This is a genomic window from Arthrobacter sp. PAMC25284, from assembly GCF_019443425.1.
In the GTDB taxonomy this organism is placed as follows: domain Bacteria; phylum Actinomycetota; class Actinomycetes; order Actinomycetales; family Micrococcaceae; genus Arthrobacter; species Arthrobacter oryzae_A.
In genome coordinates, this window is sequence record NZ_CP080382.1 from 2,537,543 (window position 1) to 2,562,348 (window position 24,806).

Below are 24,806 nucleotides of genomic sequence, written 5' to 3' on the forward strand. Positions count from 1 at the left end.
CAGAAGCGTCCACCGGCGGATTCGGCAGTGGAATAATCCTTGGAACACCCGCCTGAAAGGCAACAAATGCCGTCACCCAGCAGCACACCCGCAGAATCCCGCTCCACCGATGCCACGCCGCGGCGCAGGGCGGGCAGGCCGCCCGCGGCTGTTCTGGACCAGGACCGCATTATCGCCGCTTCCTTGAAGGTTGTTGGGAGCAGCGGCTACGAGGGCTTCACCATGGCAGCCTTGGCCAGGTCCCTGAACGTGGCACCGTCCGCCCTCTACAACCACGTTTCCTCCAAGCGCGACGTCCTGGTCCTTGTTCAGGACCACCTGACCTCGTTCGTGCAAGTGGCGGCGTTTAACTCCGAACCGTGGGACCGCGCCGTCCGGGACTGGGCCCTGGAGCTACCGGGACGTCTTTTCCCGGCACACGCCGCTGATTCCTGTGATCGCGGTGCTCCCGGTAGCCGATGCTCCGAAGACGCTGGCCATGTATGAGGCCGTGAGCGCCGGTTTTAGCCGGGCAGGGTTCCCGCAGGAGCGCATCGTAGCGGCCATCGTGGCCCTGGAGTCGTTTATCTTTGGGTCCGCCTACGATGTCACGGCTCCGGCGGACATCTTTGACTCGGGCAGCATGGCGGCATCGACGCCGAACTTCACCGGAGCGGTAGCGCGCCTGTCGGACGACGGGTACGGAAATCCGGCAGATGTCGCCTTCAGCCTGGGCCTTGAGGCGCTCATCGCCGGGTTCGGAGCGCTGCTGGTCTGACCGGGCTCTGTTGGGCGGCCCCACCGGTCCGGAACGTTAAACGAAAGAGCCCCGGTCCTAATGACCGGGGCTCTTTACAGTGCGTGCGCGAGGGGGGATTTGAACCCCCACGCCCTTTCGGACACTGGCACCTGAAGCCAGCGCGTCTGCCGTTCCGCCACTCGCGCGCAACTTCTTTAACCGGCAGATTGTCCGTTTCCGGAATCATCAACCTCGTCAAAGCAGCGAGATCAAGCATAACGGACAATTGCGGAAAAACGCTAATCGGCCTCCATTGCCCTGCCTCCCGGTGATCTTCGGGGCTGCAGGAACCCCCGTTTTGGGGCCGGCTCCGCCGGCCCGCAACGGCTGCGCAGCGGGCTGGCGGCGGAGATACCACCGCACGTCAGGGACCGTTCACTGTCGTTTTTCTGCACGCGGCGGCGGTGCTCATTAGGGCCATTCCCAGTCACGCCCAGTAGTATCTGATGTAGGAGTGCCCTTGCACGGCGCGCTTCTGGACGAGCTGGAAATCGAGTTCCGGAACGAACGCTGCCCCCGGCAGCTCTCAGGAAAGGAGAAGGACCATGGGATTGCTGGACAAAGTCGAGCGCGGCATCGAGAAGGCCGTCCGTGGAGTCTTCTCCACCGGTTCCCGCGCCCAGGTTGAGCCCGTCGAGATCGCCAGCCGACTCCGCCGCGACGTGGACAATAAGGCCATCACCATCGCCGCGGGCCGCACGCTGGCCCCGAATGTCTTCGACGTTCTTCTCAGTGACGACGACTTCCAGCGGGCCCAGGAATGGGGTACGCCCCTCGCGGAAGAGTTGTGCGACGTTGTCATTAACCACGTTCGCAGCCAGGGATACACACTCCAGGGTCCGGTCCGGATCAGCTTCCGCCGGGACGGGGAACTTCGCGTAGGGAATTTTGAAATCACCTCCCGGACGGAGTCGTCGTCGGCACCCACGGAGCCGGCGCACCCCAAAGCCCACAGCAATGTTCCGGCCGCACCCACCCGCCAGCCGGTCCGGCTGCAGCCGGTGCTGGATATCGACGGGCAGCGCTATTCCCTTAACGCCGCTTCGATCGTCCTTGGTCGGTCGTCGGAGGCCGACATCCTTATTGACGACACCGGCGTTTCGCGCCGCCACCTGGAAATCAGGACGGGGCCGGGCCTCGCCCAGGCCATCGACCTGGGCTCAACGAACGGCAGCTATGTCAACGGCCAAAAGATTGTGGGCAGTTCGGACCTCACGGACGGATCGACCATCACAATGGGACGGAGCAAAATTATTTTTCGCCTAATGCCTGCCCAGACAGGCGGCCGCGCATGAGCGAACTAACGATCGCTGTCCTGCGTTTTGGCTTCCTGCTCCTCCTGTGGGTCCTGATTTTCAGCATTGTTTCCACCATGCGCCGCGATCTGATGATCGGACGCAAGGCGGCGTCCGGCGCCCCTACGGCCCGTCAGGTGCGCAAGAACCCTGCACTGGCCGAACCTTCCCCGGCCCCGGTGAAACAGCAGGCACACCAGCTGGTGGTGACCGAGGGACCGCTCCAGGGCACAACGATCACACTCGCCGCCAGTCCCATCCTGCTGGGCCGGGCACAGGAGGCGACTCTGGTACTTGAGGATGACTATGCCTCCGGCCGGCATGCCCGACTCTTTCCGCAAGGCAGCCGCTGGTTCATCGAAGATCTCGGCTCCACGAACGGCACATATCTGGCAGACCAGCAATTGACCCGGGCCCTGCCCGTCGATCTGGGTGTACCCGTGCGAATCGGCAAGACGGTCATCGAATTGAGGCCGTAGCCATGGCCGCTCCGGACTTCTCCGCAGAGCAGGCCTCGGCCTCCCGGCGGCCTCTGATCATGCGCTATGCCGCACGTTCCGACGTCGGACGTGTGCGCGCCAAGAATGACGACTCCGCCTACGTCGGTCGCCACCTTGCCGTCGTGGCGGACGGCATGGGTGGCCACGCCGGCGGCGATGTGGCCTCTGCTGCGACCATCCTGGACATGATCCATCTCGATCACGACCGCTACGAAGGCGATGCTGCCACGGTCCTCGCCGACGAGATCCAGACGGCGAATTCCCTGCTCTCCGAGCTGGTTCACATCAATCCCAAACTGGCCGGGATGGGCACCACCGTCACCGCCCTGTTGTTGGCCGAGGGCAAACTCCACATCGCCCATATCGGCGATTCCCGCGCCTATCGTCTGCGCAACGGAGAATTCGAGCAGGTCAGCGTGGACCATACCTTTGTCCAGCGGCTTATTGACGAAGGACGATTGCGTCCGGAAGAGGCGGAAACCCACCCGCACAAGAACGTTCTGATGCGCGTGCTCGGCGACGTGGACGCGAGCCCGGAACTGGACGTCGACACGCTCGATGTCCAGCCCGGTGAACGCTGGCTCCTGTGCTCCGACGGCCTGAACTACGTCGCCGGCCACGTCGTGGAGCGGATGGTGAGGGAGACGAAGGACCTCCGGGAGTGTGTTGAAATCCTCGTTGACCTCACCCTCGAAGCCGGCGCTCCCGACAACGTGACGATCGTAATGCTCGATATCGCCGAGCAAACGCCCGACGACGTGCGCACTGCGGCCGTCGACATCGTCCCCGCCCACGCCGCACCGGCCGCCCCCGCCGCACCGCAAACCACGGGGAGCACCTACTCCGCTCAGCCGGCGAGCAACGACGGGTCGCCGGCATCGGCGGTCACTGATCCGGCCGAAGACGCCGCCCGGACTCCGGTACCGGATGCCACCGCGGCCGGAGGCACTGAAGGTGACGAGCAGAAGTCCGCCAGCGCGGCCACTGATCCACATCTTGGCGAGCATCTCTCCGCCGCCGTTCTGCGCGAAGAGCTCTCAACGCGCCCGCACGAACTTGTCGGTGCAGCCGCCACCGCCGCGGAATCCGGATCCATTCCTGCCATCGCCGGTCGCACCGTGGCCCGCAGGGCCGCCACTGTCCTGACGCACAAGTCGGAGCAGGCCCGTGACGACGTCGAATACTACCGGCCGGCAGCCCGACCCCGGCGCTGGCTGACCGCGTCCGTGGCAGCCGCCCTGGTCGCGTTGCTGGGTCTTGGCCTGTGGCTCGGCTATGCCTGGACGCAGACCCGGTATTACATTGGCGAACAAGACCAGCGCGTCGCTATCTTCAACGGTGTTTCCCAGCGACTGGGTCCCATCCAGCTCTCCACCCTCGAAATGGTGACCGATATCCGGATGTCAGACCTGCCCGAATTTTCGCAGCAGCGCGTGCGCCAAACAGTTCCGGCCCGCGATCTCTATGACGCCCAGCGGATCGTGAAAAACCTCGAGGAGACCGGCACTACGGCCCCCGCCACGGCGTGTGTGACTTCCTCTCCTGCCGCCACGCCCACAGGATCACCGGCCAGCGCCGGCGCCACGGCCCCGCCCCAAGCGACGGCCGAGCCCGGAGCATCCGGCCCGGCACAGCCGACGGCCTCACCAGCCCCTTCCCCGACGTGTGAGGTGGCCAAGTGACAACTATTGAAACCGCACCCAAGCCCCGCCGGAATGTGGAGTTGGTGCTTCTGGTCCTGGCCCTCGCCGTCGGCATTGGCGCCAACGCCCTCGTCGGGGTTGACCGCCAGAAGGCCTTCGATACGGACTTCTGGTTCCAATCCAGCCTCCTGGCCGCCGCGGCGCTGGCCTTCCATGTGGTTCTCCGGATCCGCGCTAAATATGCCGATCCGGTAATACTTCCGATTGTGGTCGCGCTCAACGGCTTGGGGCTCGCCATGATCCACCGCCTTGACCGGGTCGGAGAAGACACGGGCAACAACCAGTTGCGGTGGACCGTCGTTGCCATGGCGGTGTCGATTGCAGTGATCTGGTTCCTCAAGGACCATCGCATGCTGCGCCGCTTCACTTACATTTCCCTGGCCGTCAGCGCGTTGCTGCTGGTGCTGCCGCTCGTTCCGGGCATCAGCGCCGGCGAAATCCTCGGTGCCAGCGTCTGGATCCGGGTCGGATCGATGACTTTCCAGCCGGGCGAAATCGCCAAGATTACGCTCGCGATATTTTTTGCCGGGTATTTGTCGTCGAACCGGGACCTGATTCTCCTGGCCGGACGCAAAATCGGCCCGCTCCAGTTCCCTCGGTTCAAAGATCTGGGCCCAATGATCACGGCATGGCTTGTGAGCATCGGCGTGCTGGTGTTCCAGCGTGACCTTGGCTCCTCCATCCTGTTCTTCGGCTTGTTCCTCGTGATGATCTACGTGGCTACGAGCCGAATCAGCTGGGTCATCATCGGCGTGGTGCTGATGGCCGGCGGTGGTTTTGTGGCGTCGAGGGTTTTCTCCCACGTCGCCCTCCGGATCGACGGCTGGGTCAATGCCTTCACCGAGGAGGTCTACGGCCGCGCCTACGGCGGCAGCCTCCAAATCGTGGAGGGCCTGTTCGGGATGGCGAACGGGGGGCTGGTTGGCACCGGCCTCGGCCAGGGCAGACCCAACCTGGTTCCTTTCGCCAACAGCGACATGATCATCGCCTCCTTCGGCGAGGAACTCGGCCTGATCGGGCTCTTCGCTATTGTGCTGATGTACCTACTGCTGTTCACCCGCGGATTCCGCGCCGCACTGGGCACCCGGGACGCCTTCGGCAAACTGCTGGCAACAGGGCTCTCGTTCGCCATCGCGCTGCAGTGCTTTGTTGTGATCGGCGGTGTCACCCGCCTCATTCCGCTCACTGGACTTACAACCCCCTTCCTCGCAGCCGGCGGGTCCTCCCTGCTGGCCAACTGGATCATCGTCGGGTTGCTGCTCATGATCTCCCACACGGCACGCGGTCCGGTAGACACCACCCCGCTGGCGCCCGGTGAAATACCCGACGCCAAAGAAGCCATCCCGGAACCGCCGTCGCGGTCCACAGCGGCCGCCGGTGCCGGCCGCACCAGTCCAGACGCTCACACCGAGGCGGTAAGTCAACTGTGAACCAGGCCATCCGCAACGCATGGATCGCCGCGATCGCCATGTTCGCGCTTATTTTCGGTGCCCTCAGCTTTGTCCAGGTCATAGGGGCGGACGAACTACAGGCCAACGCCTGGAACAAGCGCGCGATCCTCCAGAATTACTGCAACGACCGCGGCGCAATCATCGTCGGCGGCACGCCCGTCGCCCAGTCCGTGGCCGGCTCGGAAACATGCAAATTCCAGCGCAGCTACACCCAGCCCGAGTTGTATGCCGGCATCACCGGCTACTTCTCCAAGAATTACGGACTAACGGGCCCTGGAGCGGTCAATGGATGGCCAGCTCGCAGGCAGCTCCGACCAGCTTTTTCTGGATCGGATCGGCCAGCTCTTCCTTGGAAAGCAGCCCAAGGGAGCATCCGTCGAGCTCACCATAGACCCGGCGATCCAGAAGCTCGCCTACGACCTCATCCCGGATGGCCAGCGCGGGTCTATCGTGGTGACCAATCCCAAGACCGGTGCCATCCTGGCAATGGTATCCAAACCGTCCTATGACCCGAACCTGATCGCTACGCAGGATCCCGAGGCCGAGGCCGCTAATTTCACCGAACTCAACCAGGTTCCCGGCATCAACCTCAATCAGTCGGTGAGCGGTCCGACCGGAGCGCTGCTGGCGCCCGGATCTGTGTTCAAGCTCGTCGACACCGCGGCCGCCCTCAGCTCAGGCAAGTACAACAAGGACAGCCAACTGCCCAACCCGGCACAAATGGCCTTCCCCGGTATCCAGTACACGTTGCCCAACTACGCCGGCGGCAATTGCTACACGCGTGACACGGCCAGTTTCGCCTTCTCGCTGCAGCAGTCGTGCAATACGCCGTTCGCCAGTATTGCCCTCGATCTCGGCGAGTCCGCCATTGCCGAGCAGGCGGCGAAGTTCGGCTTCGGCGAGGAAATTGGCGACCAGCTGAAGCTCGACTACGCCAAGAGCGTTTTCCCGACGGATCTGGACCAGGCCGGACTTGCGCAGTCCGCCATTGGCCAGCGCGATGTCCGGGCCACACCGCTGCAGATCAATCTCATGACGGCCGCCATCGCCAACGGCGGTGTGCAGATGCAGCCGAACCTGATCAAGACTGTGCGGTCCCCGGATCTGCGGACGCTCAGCGAGCCCAACCCGAAACCTCTGCGGACTTCCACCACCCCGGAGATCGCCAGCCAGATCACCGAGTGGATGACGAGCGTCGTCAGCGACGGAATCGCGCGCGGCGCAGCCGTCAGCGGCGTCCAGGTGGCCGGCAAGACCGGTACCGCGGAACTGGGCACCGGCCTGAACAACTCATGGTTTACCGGGTTTGCCCCGGCGAATGACCCGCAAGTGGCCGTCACCGTCGTCATTCAAGGCGTGGACATCACCACCGGCGCACAGCTAACCAGTCCGAACGCGAAGAAGATTTTTGAGGCGGTGTTGAATAAGTGAGGCCTACATCGGGAATCACCCTCGGCGGCAGATTCCAGTTGACCACGCGTATTGCGATCGGCGGAATGGGCGAAGTCTGGAAAGCCAAAGACCTCGTCCTTGGCCGGATTGTCGCCATCAAGGTCCTCAAGGAGGAGTACACCGGCGATCCGGGATTCCTCCAGCGGTTCCGGGCCGAGGCGCGGCACACGGCGCTCCTTAACCACGTCGGCATCGCTAACGTCTTCGACTACGGCGAAGAGGAAGGTTCCGCCTACCTCGTAATGGAGCTGGTCCCGGGCCAGCCCTTGAGCAGCATCATCGAACACGAACAGGTGCTCTCCCCGGACCGCACCCTTTCGATGATTGCGCAGACTGCACGGGCCCTCGCCGTCGCCCATGCCCAGGGTCTCGTACACCGCGACGTGAAACCCGGAAACCTGCTCATCACCCCTGACGGACGGGTCAAGGTCACCGACTTCGGCATCGCACGTCTGGCGAACCAGGTGCCCCTGACCCAGACCGGGCAGGTGATGGGCACGGCCCAGTACCTGGCCCCGGAGCAGGCCACCGGCCAGATGGCTACGGGCGCCTCGGATATCTACGCCCTCGGCGTCATTGGCTACGAGTGCCTTACCGGACACCGGCCATTCTCCGGCGAATCGCAGATCGCCATTGCCTTGGCCCAGGTCAACGATGCACCGCCTCCGCTGCCGGAGACCCTGCCCAAGCCCGTGCGCGCGCTGCTGATGTCGATGCTGTCCAAGGATCCGAAGAACCGTCCGGCCGACGCACTTAAGCTCTCCGAGGCCGCCGAAGCCATCCGCAACGGCGACATCGGCGCGGCCCACGCCGCTGTTCCCGGAATGCTTCTTTTCGAGGCGACAACCGGCCCCATTACGGCACCGGTTGATCTCCCCACTGCCGCCACGAGCGTCATCGGATCCAGCCCGGCAGAGGACCGGTCGACGTCGGCGACTTCGGCGCTGCCGGTCGTCGGTGCTGCCGGCGCCGCTGCTGCAGCCGCCGGGGCTGCCGCCTCGCGCGGCCATGGCGCACGTGACGCGCTCACCCGCGCCGATGCCCTGGCCGCCCAGCGGGAGTGGACCCAGACGGAGGAGGACTATGACGAACCGGTGGACGAACCGGCACGCCGCCAGCGCAGTCCCTGGACCTGGCCGCTGGTCGCCCTCATCCTGCTCGTGTTGTTTGCCCTGATCGGGGTGGTCTTGACCCAGGCCGGGATGTTGTTCCCGGCGCAGGCACCGGCCAGCACCAGTGCCACCGTCACGAGTGCGAAGCCGGCCAGTACCAGTGCGTCGCCCGTATCCACGACCCCCAGCCCCACCGCCACTTCCGCGACACCAACCCAGTCCACACCGGCGGCCATCAATCTGTTCCCTGATGCTTACCTCGGCCGGCCTTACGATGAGGTCCGCAGCGAACTGGCCACCATGAAGCTGAAAGTCGACGGGGCCGAAGTCTTCAACAACGCCCCGGCGGGGACCGTCGTGGACATCAACCCGGCCGGCCAGGTCCAGCCAGGTGACACCATCACGGTGTCCTATTCCAAGGGCCCGGAGATGGTTGTTGTTCCGTCGATTCAGGCCGGTGCCAGCGAGGCAGCGACCCAGCAGGCCATCGAGACGGCGGGACTGCGCTGGGCGAAGGGCGACGACGTCGATCCTGCCAAGAAGACCCAGGAGCCGGGAACCTTCGTGAGTTCGGATCCCGCACAGGGAATCAAGGTTCCAGCCGGCTCCGTCGTGACCTATTATTTGGCTAAAGTCTTGGCGACGCCGACCACGAAGGCACCTTAGGGAAGCCGTGTCTACTTCACCCCGCACACCGTCACACAGGGAGGACCGCGGCCCCGAGGCAACGCAACGCGTCCTCAGCGGACGCTATGAGCTGGGTGAACTGATCGGCCGCGGCGGAATGGCCGATGTTTTCCGGGGTATCGACACCCGGCTCGGCCGTACTGTGGCCGTGAAGCTGCTGCGTCCGGATCTGGCCAGGGACCCTCAGTTCCAGGCCCGGTTCAAGCGGGAGGCCCAGGCCGTGGCTGCGCTCAACCACCCGTCAATTGTGGCCGTCTACGACACCGGGGACCATGCTGTTCCCGGGGACCATCACGACACTGTGCGCGTGCCCTACATCGTGATGGAATTTGTTTCGGGCAAGACCATCCGTGACCTTATCCGGGCCAATGAAGTCACGATCGATGAGGCGATCGACTTCATGCTCGGGGTTCTTTCGGCCCTCGAGTACAGCCATAAAGCCGGGATCGTCCACCGGGACATCAAGCCCGCAAATGTGATGTTCTGTCCCGGCTCGGGCACCGTCAAGGTGATGGACTTCGGGATTGCCCGTGCCATCGCGGACTCGGCCGCGACCATGACCCAGACGCAGGCGGTCGTGGGCACCGCGCAGTATCTTTCCCCGGAACAGGCCCCGCGGCGAAACGGTTGATGCCCGCAGCGACCTCTACTCGGCCGGCTGCCTGCTCTACGAAATGCTGGCCGGCCGGCCCCCGTTCATCGGGGACAGCCCGGTGTCGGTGGCCTACCAGCACGTGCGCGAAATCCCGGAGCCGGCCGCCAGCCTGAATCCCGACGTGTCTCCGGCGCTGGACAGTGTCCTGACGAAGGCTCTCCAAAAGAACCGGGCTGACCGTTTCCAGGATGCCGCGGCCTTCCGCCGCGCCCTGCGGGCCGCGCGCAGCGGCGTCGGAGTGACGCCGGCGCCGGCCAGTGAGGCTCCCACCAACCCGACCAACACTGTCCACCGGTTCGACGACGCCGTGACCGCTGCTTTCTCGCTCACTGGGACCCGGTTCCTGGATGAGGCGCCCGCAGAACCGGTCCGGCCGGCCGCGGATAACGCCGCTGTCCCGGATGAAAGGCACGCCGATACGGCCCGTGATTCGGACCTGTTCGGCCGGACGGACGGGGACAGTTCGCCGCGGGCACTGGCGGCCGAGCGCGAACACAGCCGGCTGCAGCGGTCCCGGCGTCGGACCTGGATCGCCACGCTCTTCGTCCTCGCCACCCTGGTACTCGCCGGTGGCGGGTTGTGGCTGTACAACATGATGAATCAGGAGCCGCCGCCCGTCGCCCAGGTCCTTGTCCCGCCGGTGTCGTCGCTGACGGAGTCCGAGGCACTCCAGAAGCTCTATAACGCCGGCTTCAGACCGCAGATCCAGCGGCAGCAGCACGCCACCATAGCCAAGGGCAACGCGATCGGGACCGCCCCGGCGTCGGGAAGTTCCCTCGATCCCAGTTCCGAGGTCACGCTCAACATCTCCGATGGACCGGCCGCCGTAGCCATTCCCGCTGATTTGCCCGGCCGGACGGAGGCGGCCGCGCGTGACGTCCTGCGCCAGAAGGGACTGGTCGGCGCACCGGCCACCAGAATGGCGAACAGCCCGGGAGTGCCGGCCGGCGCCGTGATCACGACCAGTCCCGAGCCCGGCCAGAGCGTGGCTGTTGGCAGCACGGTGGAACTCATCGTCTCCACCGGCAAGGTTGCCGTGCCGCAACTTATCGGGCTTTTGCAGGCCGACGCGGAGGCTGCGCTAACGGACGTGGGGTTGTCTATCAGCGTGACGGAAGTCTCGAACTCCCAGGTTCAGCCGGGCAAAGTAACCGGGCAAAGCGACGCTGCGGAAGCCGCCGTCGAACAGGGGAAGACCATTTCGGTCACCGTTGCCAAAGCACCGGAACCTGCCCCGATCCCTACGCCGTCGGCCACGAAGCCGGACTCCGACAACTAAGCGGCCTGCAGAGCGTCAGTGCTTAATGAGCGGGCTCAGGTGCGCTGCCCGGGCCGCGGCCCCTGCCATTCCCAGCGATTCCAGCCAGTTTCCCAGCATTTGGTATCCACCTTCGGTAAGCACGGATTCAGGGTGGAACTGAACGCCGCAGAGCGGAGCGGTCCGATGCTGCAAACCCATCACCACTCCGCTGCCGGTGGCAGCGGTGATTTCGAGGGTCTCCGGGATGCTCTCCCGCACGGCCGCCAGCGAGTGGTAGCGCGTGGCAGTGAGGGGGGATCGCAGCCCGGCGAAAACACTCGTGCCATTGTGCTCGACCAAGGATGTCTTCCCGTGCATGAGTTCGGCGGCGTGGGTCACGGTCCCGCCGTAGGCCTCGGCCAGCGCCTGGTGGCCCAGACACACCCCGAGCATGGGTTTGCCGTGGCTGCCGCACCACTTGATCAGTTCAATACAGACTCCGGCTTCGGCTGGAGTCCCCGGGCCCGGCGAGACGAGGACACCGTCGCGGGCCGTCGCCATCTCTATTGCCTCAGCCAGGGTGACGTCGTCGTTCCGGACCACCGTAGTTTCGGCGCCAAGCTCCTGGAGATAGCCGACCAGCGTGTAGACAAAGCTGTCGTAGTTGTCTACGACAAGGATCTTGGTTGTACTCATGGGTGCCTTGGTGAACCAATCGTTGAATCTGTGAACGGGGTAAGTTGCGCCATTCAGGAAAAAGGAACTGAACCATCAATACCAGTACGCCGCCTGCCAACACCAGCGACGTCACGATCCTGAATCAAACGGGAACCCGGCGGCTGCCGAAAGCGGTGGCGACTGATCTCCAGCTAGAATTGGCAGCGAACAAGAAATCCAAGAATTGACCAAGAGCGCTTTGCCCGCCTGCGTTGTACTTCCCGCAGGATATCAAGCCAGTTGCCGCTCTCGTTCCACAACGCCAAGGAGGACCAGTGCCCGAGTCGAAGCCGCGAAAGAAGACAGCTGCCGTGGCGCCGCAGTCACCTGCCGCGCAGGCCTACAAGCCCAACGCCGTATGGTTCAAACCGGTGATGTTCGGCCTGATGATCATCGGCCTGCTATGGATCATCACCTTCTACATCAGCGAAGGGGCCCTCCCGGTCCAGGCATGGTCTTCGTGGAATATCGTCGCAGGCTTTGGAATCGCCATTCTGGGCTTCCTCATGACCACCCGCTGGCGCTCCTGAAACACTGTTGCACTGCGGAAGAACCCTGCGGGGCCGGTACACGGACTGTGTGCCGGCCCTGCCGTTTAAGCAAGGACGGCACATGAGCCCGACACTGAACGGCCCCATTACCGGCGATGACGGTCTGGGCCGGCCCCCCTGGGCGGCGACCAACCCAATGCTCCGTGACTACTACGACCATGAGTGGGGTCTGCCCGTCCGGGACGAGCAGGGACTCTTCGAGCGGATCAGCCTTGAGGCATTTCAGGCCGGTCTGTCCTGGGCGACCATTCTTCGCAAGCGGCCGGCGTTCCGCACGGCCTTTCAAGGGTTTCAGCCGGATGCGGTGGCCGACTTCACCGAGGCCGACGTCGAACGCCTGCTACAGGACGCCGGCATCGTCAGGAACCGGCTCAAGATCCGGGCGACCATCACCAACGCCCGCGCAACGCTCGCCCTAAGGGACGACGGCGGGCTGGTCGACTTCGTGTGGGGCTTCCAGCCTGCCTCAACGCCGGAGCCGGTGTTGACGGACCAAATCCCGACAACGTCGCCGGAGTCCATTGCGTTGTCCAAGGCGCTCCGGAAGAAGGGCTTTGCCTTTGTCGGGCCGACGACGATGTTCGCGCTGATGGAAGCTGTCGGGATGGTGGATACGCATCTTCTGGACAGTCACCGGCGGGGCAGCTCCGGCATCTGGCCTCGCTGAGCCGGCACTGGAGACGGGTTGTTCACACTTGTGCACAACTTTTCATTAAGTTATCCACAATGGGGATAACTTAGCGTGGGTTTTTCCGCCCTGCCCCGTATCGCGGCGCGGTGTGGGGTTCCACCGCGAAATTCCGTCCCGGCCGGAATGCTGAATAACAGCGGTGTTAGTTATTAACAATGTGGATCGTCTGTGGAAAACCGGAAGACCTCCCCGACTGAAGGCCGGTTTTATGCGGCCCTGCACGGTCGGCAGGCCTGGAGCGGAGCGACACGGTGTGGAAAACGTCAAAGTTTTCCACTTAATAACAACCCGGTACCCACAAGTTATCCACAACTGGGGATAACTGGTTTTCCCGCACCGTGGGGCGGGGCTCTGTGTCCCGCCGATCCGGTACCGCGGGCAACGGGGCCCGGGGAGCGTCGCGTTATTAACACTGTGCATAACCTGTTGAGATCAGGATCGGCGGCGAGCCATGTGGACAGGCAGGTGTGGCCGGAGAATCAGTCACTGATGCCCGGAGCCTCGCTGCAACCGCTCCTGCTTCTGCTTCTTCTTCTGCTTCTGCTTCTGGCGAATGGAACCCGCCGCGATGCCGCTCATGAGTCGCTGCAGGTAACGACGCGGGCTTCCGAGCCATTGCCGCGGAATGCGGAGTCATGCTCCTTCTCCTTGGCAACGGAGGCTGCGCGTTCTCGGTTCGGGTGCCGGTGCCGGTCCTGGTGCCAGTGCCGGGGGCCTGACGTTGTACTGCCCGTCGAATCATCCGAAAGTTGTCCACTTAACCACAGGACAACCCACAGGAGTTATCCACAATTGTGGACAACATGAAATACCAGGCGCTGCAGCGTGGAGAATCTGCCCGTTGTGGCCTTCAGATCAAGCAGCGCATTCTGAACTACATGGATGTAAGTTACTAACACTGTGGATAAACACTGTGGACAACTCCCGCAGACGGGGTCGCGCGGCACGATCAGGGTGGTTGATGCCGGGCGGGACGCCGTCCGGGCGAAGCGCTGCTGGGGCGGCGGGGCGCCCCAAGCGGAGCGCTGGGGCGGGCGCGGCAGTAGACCCGGTCGTTGAACCGGGGAAGGGGACTGAAGACCGCGGTGGGTCAGCCGCGCTGGGGGCCCGGTTGACCGCACGCCCGGCCGTGGGCGCGGGTCAGTCACGCCGCGGCTATGCGCCGGCGCCGGCCATCCGCAGGACGGAGACGACAATTACCAGGGCCAGGACGACGACGATCCCGCCGGCCTGCAGCAATCCACGGCGGGACCCTTTGGGTGCATAGGCGACGGCAGCGGCGCACAGGGCGCCGGTCACGAGACCGCCGAGGTGAGCCTGCCACGCTATCTGCGGGACCATAAAGCCGATCACACCGTTGATGGCGACGAGGACGAGAAGTTGACGGATATCCCCGCCGCGGTGGCGCTGGACCACCAGCATGGCCCCGAACAAGCCAAAGATGGCTCCGGAAGCCCCCACCACGCCCACCGGGCCGCTGGCCGGGTAGACGGGGGTCAGCAGCAGGAATCCCGCTGAGCCGCCAATAGCGGACACCACATAGATGGCGAAAAAACGGATGCGGCCCAGCAAAGGTTCCAGGACCTGGCCGAAAATCCAGAGCGTGTACATGTTCAGGACGATATGTAGCAGGAATCCCTGGGAGTGCAGGAAGGCCGAGGTGAGCATCCGCCACGGTTCGATGTCCGTGAATGCGGGGGCGTAGGCCAGTTCCTGGTATATCCCGTCGTTGGGAACGAGCCATTGCAAAACGTAGACCAGCACGCACAACCCGATGATGGCGAGCGTAACGACGGGCCCTGCCGCCCGCGGCGGCGCCCCCGTAAACGGTTTTGGTCCGGGGAAGGGCCCGGCTTGCTTCGTTAACACAGTCAACACACTGGAATCCGACGGCGGCCGCCCGCTGGCAGTCAGGACACGCGGGACGCCCACACCGCTGGCAGCGCACGTATGCGGGGCGGTCCGGGTGCCTCGGGCACACCGGGATCTGCGCGGACGGCTCGGCCGCCGGAATTCCGTAGCTCATGCGCTGGGACTAGAGCTGTTCAACGTCAATGCTGTTGATGACGACGTCCTCGACCGGACGGTCCGCCATTCCGGTGCGGACGGCCTCGATGGAGTCAACGACTTTCTTGGAATCCTCGTCGGCCACTTCGCCGAAGATGCTGTGCTTGCCCTGCAGCCAGCCCGTGGGGATCGTGGTGATAAAGAACTGGGAGCCGTTGGTACCGCGTCCCATCTGGACACCGGCATTCGCCATAGCCAGTTTGTAGGGCTCGGCGAAGGTCAGTTCGGGGTGGATTTCGTCGTCGAACTTGTAGCCCGGTCCGCCGGTGCCACGACCCAGGGGATCGCCGGCCTGGACCATAAAGTCCTTGATGATGCGGTGGAAGATGGTGCCGTCGTACAGCGGCGTACCGGTTTTGTCCTCACCCGTTTCGGGGTGGGTCCAGGCCTGCTCGCCGGTGGCCAGGCCGACGAAGTTCTTGACGGTCTTTGGCGCGTGGTTGCCGAAGAGGTTAACGGCAATGTCGCCGAGGCTCGTGTGGATGGTTGCTTTTGCAGTTGCGATGGCAGTCATACGGCTATTCTTCCATGGCGGGCCTCGGCGTACAGGACCCCGCCGTCAGTTCCGCGCTGGGTGAAATTGCCCCGAATTGAGCCGGAATAATGGCCGGTGCGATCCGGGACACGTAGGCTAACAACAGAACCGTCACATTAATCGGGAGGTAGTTGTGAAGAAAACGGATCGTATTGCCCGGGACCTGGAGCAGTCAGTCAATACCGGAGTAGAGAATGCCAAGGACTGGGCTGCCCCCCGGGTTGAAGCAGCCGTGCATTGGGCTGTTCCGCGCCTGCAGCAGGGGCTGGACATCGCCGCCCCCAAAATCCACGGGGGGATCAAATCCGCTGCCCACAATCTCGCGGATGGCGTCGCCACTGTTACGCCGAGGCTTCAGGATGGGCTGGCACAGTTGGCGCCGAGGATTCACGACGCCGTCGAGGGCGCCACTCCCCGTCTCCATGAGGCCCTGGATCGGGCCACGCCCGCGATCAGCCAGGCGCGTGACCGTGTCGTCGTTGAGTATCTTCCCAAGCTGTCAGGCCAGATTGGCGTCGCTTCCGACGCGGTCTACCGGACTCTGGAAAGCGCTCCTGTCCGGGTTGATGCCGTTGCCCAGAAGTTTGTCGATTCCGGTTTCGTCCGCAACATTCAGGACCAGGCCCAGGATGCCGGGGTGCAACTCAAGTCGGTCGCCAACGGGGCAGGTAAAGCCGTGGGCATTGAAGTTGCCCGGCCCCGGAAGCGTAAGCACCGGGGCTTGCTGATCTTTGGCGTCGTCGCGGCCGCCGCAGCCGCCGGTGTGGCAGCCTGGAAGGCCTCTAAGCCCGTCGAGGATCCGTGGAAGACCCCGTCACCGGTGACGCCTGCCCCGGTACCGGCAGCCACTGTGAACGAGGCCCAGGACGCCCTCGCAGATGCTGCCGAGAAGGCTGGAGACGTGGCCGTTTCCGCTGCTGACGCTGCTGCGGATTCGTCAGCCAAGGTCTCAGACACGGTGGCAGACGCGGCAGACGACGCTGCCGAAACAGCCCAGGCGACCGCCGAGGATGCCGCCGAGGCTGCGTCCAAGGTGGCCACAGACGCGAAGACAGCGGTGCGCAACATCGCAGCCAACATGTCCAGCGACGCGGACAAAAACGGCAAATAGCGGCCGCTGACCGCCGCCCGTCCAAGGGCACATAGAGGGAGGGATTCCGCCACGAAGCGGGGCCCTCCCTCGGTGTTTAACGATGTGCCGGGTTTGCCGGGTGTTCCCGGAGAGTTATACGACCGTGCCCGGCCTGGCTGACACATCCCGGGGTTGAGAGACACCGCAGGTGCTAGATTTATGGGGATGTCTGCCAATAGATCCCCCGAGGATTCCGTGTCCCCCACCGCCTTACCGGCGGTATCTATTGTCATTCCGGCATACAACGAGGAAAGTGTCATCCGGCAATGCCTCATCGCCGCCGTCTACCAGTCCGTCCCGGCCGAAGAAATCATCGTGGTGGACAACCTGTCAACTGACCGGACCGCCGATATTGTGCTGCAGATGCAAACGGAGTATCCGGAAAGCCGCATCATTTTGCTCAGCCAGAGCCAGACGCAGGGTCTTATCCCCACCCGCAACTTCGGCCTGGACCACGCCACGGGCGATATCCTCGGCCGGATCGATGCGGACTCGGTGCTCGAGCCGGATTGGGTGGAGCAGGTCCAGGCCGCTTTCAAGGACGAGTCCGTGCATGCCGCCACCGGGCCGGTGGTGTACTACGACATGCCGATGCGGCGCTTTGGGCTCAAGGCAGACGACAAGATGCGCCAACTGATGCTCAAACTCGCGAAGCATCAATATCACTTCCTGTTCGGATCCAATATGGCCCTGCGCCGCTCAGCCTGGGAAATCATCCGGGATGAGTCGTGCCGGGATGAGCGCGATGAAATGCACGAGGACATCGATCTTTCCCTGCATTTGGCCGACCATGATCTGAGAATCCAGTACTGGCCGCAGATGGTATCCGGCATGTCGGCACGGCGCCTTGAGGATTCACCGCGGGACTACCGCTACTACGTGACCCGTTTTGACCGGACGTATAAGGCGCACAATGTGAAGAAGATGGCGCTGAAGGCCCCCATGGTCGTCTTCTTCTCGGTGTATTTCCCGGCGAAGCTCCTCCGGGCCATCCACACGGTCAACACCGCCCAGTCGGTGCGCCGCGGCGGACAGTAGGCGTCCCGCCTGACGAATCGACCGGCAGCATCACACCTCCGGCTGCTGTTGTCCCTCCTGCTGTTATCCCTCCTGCTGTTATCCCGGCCGGGGATCCGCGGCTCTGCCCTAGTCGGTGCCCAGTTCCGCGAGCCGGGCCGGGAGGCGCCGTGGTGACCGGGACCTGCGTTGGCCCAGCACAACGACGGCGAGCCCCACCAGGATCAACGCCAATCCCGCGTAGGTCCCGGCCGGCAGCTTTTCGGCCAGGAACCCCGCGGCCAGAAGAGCGGCACCGGGAATCTCCAGCAGGATGATCATTGACACCAACAGCGGACTCATTGTTGCCAGAAGGTGGTTAAAGGCGGTGTGTCCCACCAGTTGGGCACATACGGTGATGGCCAGGATACCGAGCCAGCCCGCGGTCTCGAAGCCTGCGAGCGGCTGGCCTGAGACCAGTGCCATCACGGCCACGATGGCCGCGCACATGCCGTAGCAGAGCGTTGTGTAGACACCGGTACCCATCGTCTGGCGGGCCTTTCCGCCTGCCAGCGTGTAGATCCCGGCCAAGGCCCCGCCGGCGACGGCCAGCAGGTCACCAAGAAGAGCTCCGGAAGAGGATCCGAGATCGAATCCTGTGATGGCTACGACTCCGCCGAAGGCGATGCCCAGGCCTACCATGACAGGCCAGCGGTGCCTGACTCCACGAAACATCTGGAAAACCGCAATCCAGCCTGACTGCAGACAGACCAGGGCCGTAGCGGCGGCCACCGAGGTCAACTGCAGGGCCGTAATGAAGCAGGCAAAGTGCAAGGCCAGGGCAACAGCGGCCGCCAGTGACCACCGGAACTCGCTGCCTGTGACCCGGGCGAACTCCCGGGGTTCCCGGACCACAACGGGGCCGGACATAACGGCGGCTCCGATTGCGGTGCGCCAGAAGGCTATTGCGAGGGCGCTGACGGAGGTGGCGCCCAGGGTGGCGGCGATCAGCGGTCCTGAAGAAGCCACGCCGAGCACACCCACAGCGGCAAGGAAGAAGTTCACGGTCCAACAATAGTCGGACCGTCGGAGACCCCGTTACGCAAAAAGTCCCGGAACGCGTTTCCGCGATCCGGGACTCTTCCTTATGGTGGAGGCACGGGGACTCGAACCCCGAACCCCCTGCTTGCAAAGCAGGTGCGCTACCAATTGCGCCATGCCCCCATAAGAAGCAACCCAGTAATCATACCCCAGTTGCGAAACGCTTCGTTCAGCGTCTGCTTGGGTTATCCGAGCTAGTCAATCGAATCGGTTGACTGGCTCCAGACTGTTTTCCGGGCCTCAGATTCCTGCACTTTCCTGTAGAGCAGGACGCCTGCGATCGTAGCTGCGAGAACAAGCAACTTCTTCACATGCACCCCGTTCCGGTCCGGATATCTCCGCACCTTCACATCATTTCCACAAGAAACCTGTACAGGTTCCGTGGGCGTACCAGGACTTGAACCTGGGACCTCTTCGTTATCAGCGAAGCGCTCTAACCGCCTGAGCTATACGCCCCGATGCCTCTTCGGGCCGAGACATGACTTTACAGCACATCCCGGCCCGATCTCAAATCGAGGCATTTTTCCGCGGAAATCCGGGAAAAAATGGCTTCTAATCGTCGGTAAGGGTAACGCCGATGCCGCCAACGAGTGTTGCCGCGATGTTGTACAGCACCGCGGAGAGCATGGACAGTGCAGTGAGCAAAACCACATTAATCACGGCGATGATCGTGGCGAACGATGCCACCTGGCCCAGCGATGCAACCTTCTTCAGCTCGAAGCCGCCACCTTCCGAACCTGCAAGGGTCCCGAGGAGGCTGTCGACCTGGTCGAATATCCCCGTCAGGTCCAACACAGTCCAGAGCACGATGGCGGCCACGACGGTCACAATGCCCAGAGCCACCGAGAGCAGGAATGCCATTTTCAGCACCGACCACGGTTCCACCTTGCTGACCAGCAAGCGTGCGCGGCGGACTTTGGCTTTGGGGGCCGGCTTGATGAGGCCCGCTGATCCCTGGCCGGGGCGCTGGCTCGGCGCGTCGGGGCGCGGGGCCTGCATGGTGGGGCGCTGGCCCGGCGCTGAGGGGCGCTGAGGGGCACTTACCCTGGGGGCGGAGGCGGGCTGCCGCACGCCGCCGGGAACGCCGCTGCTCGGCTTGGGATATGAGTCGGAATTACTCACTCGTTACCTCCGGTGTTTTCTTCGTCCAGCTCGGCATTGCCCGGTGACTCTTCTGACGCCGGGCCCGGAGCTGATGCTGCATCTGCGGACCCCATGTTGGATCCGGTATCTCCTGCCAACGTTACGTCATCCGCTGCCGTTGCCTGATCTTCGGGGCCACCGACGGAGCCGCCGTCGCCGTCGGTTTCCTCGGTCTCAAGGCCGCGTTCACTGTTGCGTGCGACGGCGATGATGCGGTCGTTCTTGTCTGGCTTGGCAAAAATCACGCCCATGGTGTCCCTGCCCTTGGCGGGGACACCGGTGACCGAGGAGCGGACCACCTTCCCGCCCTCCATAACCACCAGGACTTCGTCTTCTTCCTGGACGATGAGGGCACCGACGAGATGCCCCCGTTCCTCCTGATACTTGCCGACCTTGATGCCGAGGCCGCCGCGGCCCTGGAGCCGGTATTCCTCAACGGCAGTGCGCTTCGCAAAGCCTCCCTCGGTGACAATAAAGACGTACGAGCCGTCCGTGACGACGTCGGCCGCCAGCAGTTCGTCATCCTCGCGGAACTTCATGCCCGTGACGCCGGAGGTGGCGCGGCCCATGGGACGCAAGGCCTCGTCCGTGGCCGTGAAGCGGATGGACTGGCCCATCCGGGACACCAGCATGAGGTCGTCGGTTTCTGAAACCAGTTGGGCGGAGACAAGTTCGTCCCCGTCACGGAGGTTGATGGCAATCACACCGGCCGACCGGTTGGTGTCGTAGTCCTCCAGCCGGGTCTTCTTGACGAGTCCGCGCTTGGTCGCGAGCACGAGATAGGGGGCGTGCTGGTAATCGCGCAGATCCAGGACCTGGGCGATGTGCTCGTCCGGCTGGAAGGCCAGCAGGTTCGCGACATGCTGGCCTTTGGCGTCACGTCCCGCCTCGGCGAGTTCGTAGGGCCTTGGCCCGGTAAACGCGTCCCAGGTTCGTGAAGAACAGGAGCCAGTGGTGGGTCGTAGTGACAAAGAAATGCTCGACGACGTCGTCCCCGCGGAGCTGGGCGCCCTTGATTCCCTTGCCGCCGCGCTGTTGGGAGCGGTAGTTGTCGCTGCGGGTGCGCTTGACGTAACCGCCGCGGGTGATGGTGATGACCATTTCCTCTTCGGGGATAAGGTCTTCCATCGACATGTCGCCGTCGTAGCCCATCAGGACCTTGGTGCGCCGGTCATCGCCGTGCTTGGCAACGATTTCGGCCAGTTCGGTGCTGATGATCTCGCGCTGGCGCTCTTCGGAGGCCAGGATCGAGTTGTACTCGGTAATCAGGGCCTCAAGTTCGGAATGGCGGTCCTGGATTTTCTGGCGCTCCAGGGCAGCGAGCCGGCGCAGCTGCATGTCAAGGATCGCGCGGGACTGGAGTTCGTCGATGTCCAGGAGCCGCATCAGCCCTTCGCGGGCCGCCTCGGTGGTGTTGGAGGCGCGGATCAGGGCAATGACCTCATCCAGCATGTCCAGCGCCTTGAGGAGGGCCCGCAGGATGTGTGCTTCCTCTTCTGCCTTGCGCAGTCGGTAGCGGGTACGCCGGGCAATAACGTCCATCTGGTGGGTTACCCAGTGGCGGATGAAGGCATCAAGGCTCAAGGTCCGCGGAACGCCGTCGACGATCGCGAGCATGTTGGCTGCGAAGTTGTCCTGCAGCTGCGTGTGCTTGTAAAGGTTGTTCAGCACCACCTTGGCAACGGCGTCACGCTTGAGCACGATCACGAGCCGCTGGCCGGTGCGGCCGGATGTCTCGTCCCGGAGATCGGCGATGCCGGAGATCTTGCCGTCCTTGACCAGTTCGGCGATCTTAATGGCCAGATTGTCCGGGTTCGCCTGGTAGGGCAACTCCGTCACCACCAGGCAGGTGCGGCCCTGCAGTTCCTCGACGCTGACGACGGCCCCGCATGGTGATGGAGCCGCGGCCGGTCCGGTACGCATCCTCGATGCCCTTGTGGCCCAGGATTGTTGCACCGGTCGGGAAATCCGGTCCCTTGATTCGCAGGAGCAGCTCTTCGAGCAGTTCCTCACGTGTGGCGCCCGGGTTGGCCAGATACCACTGGACGCCGTCGGCAACCTCCCGGAGATTGTGCGGCGGGATGTTCGTGGCCATGCCCACGGCGATACCCGAGGAGCCGTTGACGAGCAGGTTCGGGAAGCGCGCCGGCAGGATGGTGGGTTCCTGGTTCTTGCCGTCGTAGTTGTCCTGGAAATCGACGGTTTCCTCGTCGATGTCGCGGACCATTTCCATAGCGAGCGGCGCCATCTTGGTTTCGGTGTACCGCGGTGCCGCTGCGCCGTCGTTTCCGGGAGAGCCGAAGTTACCCTGGCCGAGGGCCAGCGGGTAGCGCATGGTCCAGTCCTGGATCAGACGGACCAGTGCATCGTAGATCGCGGTGTCGCCGTGTGGGTGGTACTGGCCCATGACTTCGCCGACCACGCGGGCGCACTTGTTAAAGGATCGCTCCGGGCGGTAGCCGCCGTCGAACATTGCGTACAGGACACGGCGGTGAACCGGCTTGAGTCCGTCGCGGACATCGGGGAGGGCACGGCCGACGATGACCGCCATGGCGTAGTCCAGATAGGACCGCTGCATTTCGGTCTGCAGGTCCACCTGCTCGACCCGGTCCGTCAGGACATCACCTTCAAGAATTTCTGCGGCACCGGCGGAACCGGCGGGAACCTCGGGGATTTCGTCACTCATAGTCTATATTTTCCGTTTCGGGTATATATCTGTCCAAGAATTCTTAGGGGTGCAGTGACCCTTAGATATCGAGGAACCGGACGTCCTTGGCGTTTTGCTGAATGAAGTTCCGGCGGGATTCAACGTCCTCGCCCATCAGGACGGAGAATATCTGGTCGGCGGCAAGGGCATCGTCCATGGTGACCTGCAGCAGCGTCCGGTGGTCCGGATCCATGGTGGTGTCCCAGAGTTCGGTGTAGTCCATCTCGCCGAGACCCTTATAGCGCTGGATGCCGTTATCCTTCGGGATCCGGCGGCCGGAGGCCTGACCCGAGAGCAGCTTGGCGTCGCGTTCCCGGTCGCTGTAGACGTAGTCATGGGGCGCATTGGACCACTTAATCCGGTACAGCGGCGGCTGGGCGAGATACACATAGCCGTTCTCGATCAGCGGGCGCATGTAGCGGAACAGCAATGTCATCAGCAACGTGGTGATGTGCTGGCCATCGACGTCGGCATCGGCCATCAACACAATCTTGTGATAACGGAGCTTGGCCAGATCGAAGTCCTCGCCGATGCCCGTGCCGAAGGCGGTGATCATGGACTGGACCTCGTTGTTGCCCAGCGCCTTATCCAGCCGTGCGCGTTCGACGTTGAGGATCTTTCCGCGCAGCGGCAGGATCGCCTGGGTTTCCGGGTTGCGGCCGCGCTTGGCGGAGCCGCCTGCGGAGTCACCCTCCACAATGTAGACCTCGCACTTTGCCGGGTCTTTCGAGGAGCAGTCAGAGAGTTTACCCGGCATGCCGAAGGACTCCAGCGGACTCTTGCGGCGGGCGTTATCGCGGGCCCTTACGGGCGGCCATGCGTGCCTGGGCCGCGGAAATCGCCTTGCGGATCACGTCACGGGCCGGTCCTGGGTTCCTTTCCAGCCAGTCGCCGAGCCCGTCGGTGACCACCCGCTGGACGAATCCCTTGACCTCGGAGTTGCCGAGCTTCGTCTTGGTCTGGCCTTCAAACTGCGGCTCCGCGAGCTTGACGGAAATAACGGCAGTCAGCCCTTCGCGGATGTCGTCGCCGGTGAGGTTGTCGTCTTTTTCCTTGATGATGCTCTTCTCCCGCGCGTAGCGGTTGATGAGCGAGGTCATCGCGGCGCGGAAGCCTTCTTCGTGGGTGCCGCCCTCGTGGGTGTTGATTGTATTGGCGTAGGTGTGGACGCTCTCGGAATACGAGCTGGTCCACTGCATCGCCATTTCGAGGGCGATATGCCGGTCCGTGTCTTCGGTTTCGAAAGCAATGACGTCCTCATGGACCACTTCGACTTTCTTGCCCGAATTCAGGTGCTTGACGTAGTCGAGCAGGCCGTTGTCGTACTGGTATACAACAGTGTGGAACTCGGCGGGGACTTCACCCTCCGTGGGGACGGTGTCCAGATCCAGGTCGTCAACTTCGGAGGGCTCTTCGGCGGCGCGGCGTTCGTCCGTCAGCGTGATGCGCAGTCCCTTGTTCAGGAAGGCCATCTGCTGGAAGCGGGCGCGCAGTGTCTCGAAGTCGAATTCGGTGGATTCAAAAATGCCGGCGTCGGGGTAGAACGTCTGGGTGGTGCCGGTTTCGGTGGCTTCCTCCCCCTTGACCAGGCTGCCCTGCGGCTTACCGCCGTCGGCGAAGGACATCCGCCAGACGTGGCCCTGCCTGCGGACCTCGGTATCAACCCTGCTGGAGAGCGCGTTGACCACCGAGATACCCACGCCGTGCAGGCCGCCGGAAACGGCGTAGCCGCCACCACCGAACTTTCCGCCGGCATGCAGGATCGTCATGACAACTTCCACCGTGGGTTTATGCTCGCTCGGGTGCATGTCGACCGGGATGCCGCGGCCGTTGTCCACGACTTTGACACCGCCGTCGGCCTGCAGAACAATTTCGATGTGAGTGCAGTACCCGGCCAGGGCCTCATCCACCGAGTTGTCCACCACTTCGTAGACCAAGTGGTGCAAACCTCGCGGTCCGGTCGAGCCGATGTACATACCCGGACGTTTCCGGACGGCTTCCAGGCCCTCAAGGACCGTGATATCGCTGGCACCGTAGCCGGGCCGGGTGTCGGCCTCTTGCGCAGCATCCGCCGTCAAGGCTTCTTCCTCCACTGCGTCCGCTGCCAGGATTTCTGCATTGTCGTTAGCCACAGGCGCTCTGGACTCCTCTATGTTCGTTGATGGCCGGCCATCGCACCTTCCGGGAAAGGGGCTTTTGCCAACAGGCACGTCACTGACGGCACCGGTTTGTCCGCTGACTCGAATAACCGCCTGCCGCACGCAAAAATACGCCGGAAACGGACCCAGTCAAC

Annotated in this window: 14 protein-coding genes, 3 tRNA genes and 6 pseudogenes; 12 read left to right on the top strand and 11 right to left on the bottom strand. The window is 63.6% G+C overall.

Going from position 1 to position 24,806, the window contains the following annotated elements; translation table 11 throughout:
- Positions 1-66: 66 nt before the first annotated feature.
- Positions 67-757, top strand: a pseudogene (locus KY499_RS11770) (TetR/AcrR family transcriptional regulator).
- Between the two features lie 84 nt (positions 758-841).
- Here the strand turns inward: KY499_RS11770 and KY499_RS11775 are convergent.
- A tRNA-Leu gene (locus KY499_RS11775) sits at positions 842-924 on the bottom strand.
- A gap of 399 nt (positions 925-1,323) precedes the next feature.
- On the opposite strand from KY499_RS11775, the gene KY499_RS11780 reads away from it, so the two are divergent.
- The 7 genes and pseudogenes from KY499_RS11780 to pknB all read left to right on the top strand — a co-directional run bounded on the left by KY499_RS11780 (position 1,324) and on the right by pknB (position 10,912).
- Positions 1,324-2,073 carry a DUF3662 and FHA domain-containing protein gene (locus tag KY499_RS11780; protein WP_123255840.1) on the top strand — a complete coding sequence of 250 codons (750 nt, stop codon included), beginning with the start codon at positions 1,324-1,326 and terminating at the stop codon, positions 2,071-2,073.
- Complete coding sequence (locus KY499_RS11785; protein ID WP_219885459.1) at positions 2,070-2,552, top strand: FHA domain-containing protein; 483 nt, start codon at positions 2,070-2,072, stop codon at positions 2,550-2,552. Before KY499_RS11780 ends, KY499_RS11785 begins: the two co-directional genes overlap by 4 nt.
- Before the next feature lie 2 nt (positions 2,553-2,554).
- Complete coding sequence (locus KY499_RS11790; RefSeq protein WP_123255838.1) at positions 2,555-4,255, top strand: PP2C family serine/threonine-protein phosphatase; 1,701 nt, start codon at positions 2,555-2,557, stop codon at positions 4,253-4,255.
- Entirely contained in the window at positions 4,252-5,706 is a 1,455-nt protein-coding gene (locus tag KY499_RS11795) for an FtsW/RodA/SpoVE family cell cycle protein (protein WP_123255837.1), read from the top strand. The genes KY499_RS11790 and KY499_RS11795 overlap by 4 nt, the downstream gene beginning before the upstream one ends.
- Positions 5,703-7,158, top strand: a pseudogene (locus KY499_RS11800) (peptidoglycan D,D-transpeptidase FtsI family protein). The gene KY499_RS11795 and the pseudogene KY499_RS11800 overlap by 4 nt, the downstream one beginning before the upstream one ends.
- Entirely contained in the window at positions 7,155-8,957 is a 1,803-nt protein-coding gene (locus KY499_RS11805; RefSeq protein ID WP_219885460.1) for a protein kinase, read from the top strand. Before KY499_RS11800 ends, KY499_RS11805 begins: the two are co-directional and overlap by 4 nt.
- Before the next feature lie 7 nt (positions 8,958-8,964).
- A pseudogene (pknB, locus tag KY499_RS11810) lies at positions 8,965-10,912 on the top strand (Stk1 family PASTA domain-containing Ser/Thr kinase).
- 15 nt (positions 10,913-10,927) lie between these two features.
- Here the strand turns inward: pknB and KY499_RS11815 are convergent.
- Positions 10,928-11,569 carry an aminodeoxychorismate/anthranilate synthase component II gene (locus tag KY499_RS11815; RefSeq protein WP_123255833.1) on the bottom strand — a complete coding sequence of 214 codons (642 nt, stop codon included), beginning with the start codon at positions 11,567-11,569 and terminating at the stop codon, positions 10,928-10,930.
- A 296-nt stretch (positions 11,570-11,865) separates the two neighbouring features.
- On the opposite strand from KY499_RS11815, the gene KY499_RS11820 reads away from it, so the two are divergent.
- Positions 11,866-12,120 carry a cell division protein CrgA gene (locus tag KY499_RS11820; protein WP_123255832.1) on the top strand — a complete coding sequence of 85 codons (255 nt, stop codon included), beginning with the start codon at positions 11,866-11,868 and terminating at the stop codon, positions 12,118-12,120.
- Positions 12,121-12,202: 82 nt separating this feature from the next.
- The gene (locus tag KY499_RS11825) at positions 12,203-12,808 is read left to right on the top strand and encodes a DNA-3-methyladenine glycosylase I (RefSeq protein ID WP_123255831.1); all 606 of its coding nucleotides are present in this window, start codon (positions 12,203-12,205) and stop codon (positions 12,806-12,808) included.
- A 1,179-nt stretch (positions 12,809-13,987) separates the two neighbouring features.
- Here the strand turns inward: KY499_RS11825 and KY499_RS11830 are convergent.
- Both KY499_RS11830 and KY499_RS11835 read right to left on the bottom strand, forming a co-directional pair.
- A pseudogene (locus tag KY499_RS11830) lies at positions 13,988-14,858 on the bottom strand (rhomboid family intramembrane serine protease).
- Between the two features lie 9 nt (positions 14,859-14,867).
- The gene (locus KY499_RS11835) at positions 14,868-15,413 is read right to left on the bottom strand and encodes a peptidylprolyl isomerase (protein ID WP_123255829.1); all 546 of its coding nucleotides are present in this window, start codon (positions 15,411-15,413) and stop codon (positions 14,868-14,870) included.
- 154 nt (positions 15,414-15,567) lie between these two features.
- Between KY499_RS11835 and KY499_RS11840 the strand changes: the two genes are divergently transcribed.
- Both KY499_RS11840 and KY499_RS11845 read left to right on the top strand, forming a co-directional pair.
- Positions 15,568-16,545: a hypothetical protein gene (locus tag KY499_RS11840; RefSeq protein WP_123255828.1), complete on the top strand. Its 978-nt coding sequence runs from the start codon at positions 15,568-15,570 to the stop codon at positions 16,543-16,545.
- 186 nt (positions 16,546-16,731) lie between these two features.
- Positions 16,732-17,604, top strand: coding sequence for a glycosyltransferase family 2 protein (locus KY499_RS11845; protein ID WP_123255860.1), 873 nt, complete (start codon positions 16,732-16,734; stop codon positions 17,602-17,604).
- Between the two features lie 108 nt (positions 17,605-17,712).
- Here the strand turns inward: KY499_RS11845 and KY499_RS11850 are convergent, their stop codons facing one another.
- The 7 genes and pseudogenes from KY499_RS11850 to gyrB form a co-directional block, all read right to left on the bottom strand.
- Positions 17,713-18,627: a DMT family transporter gene (locus tag KY499_RS11850; protein ID WP_219885461.1), complete on the bottom strand. Its 915-nt coding sequence runs from the start codon at positions 18,625-18,627 to the stop codon at positions 17,713-17,715.
- Between the two features lie 83 nt (positions 18,628-18,710).
- Positions 18,711-18,786 (bottom strand) — tRNA-Ala (locus tag KY499_RS11855).
- Between the two features lie 71 nt (positions 18,787-18,857).
- Positions 18,858-19,013 carry a DLW-39 family protein gene (locus tag KY499_RS11860; RefSeq protein WP_308813040.1) on the bottom strand — a complete coding sequence of 52 codons (156 nt, stop codon included), beginning with the start codon at positions 19,011-19,013 and terminating at the stop codon, positions 18,858-18,860.
- A gap of 32 nt (positions 19,014-19,045) precedes the next feature.
- Positions 19,046-19,119, bottom strand: a tRNA-Ile gene (locus tag KY499_RS11865).
- 96 nt (positions 19,120-19,215) lie between these two features.
- Positions 19,216-19,785, bottom strand: a complete 570-nt coding sequence (locus KY499_RS11870) for a DUF3566 domain-containing protein (RefSeq protein ID WP_123255826.1) — start codon at positions 19,783-19,785, stop codon at positions 19,216-19,218.
- Positions 19,782-22,492 (bottom strand): annotated as a pseudogene (gyrA, locus tag KY499_RS11875) (DNA gyrase subunit A). The gene KY499_RS11870 and the pseudogene gyrA overlap by 4 nt, the downstream one beginning before the upstream one ends.
- 61 nt (positions 22,493-22,553) lie before the next feature.
- Positions 22,554-24,645: pseudogene (gene gyrB, locus KY499_RS11880) on the bottom strand (DNA topoisomerase (ATP-hydrolyzing) subunit B).
- Positions 24,646-24,806: the final 161 nt, after the last annotated feature.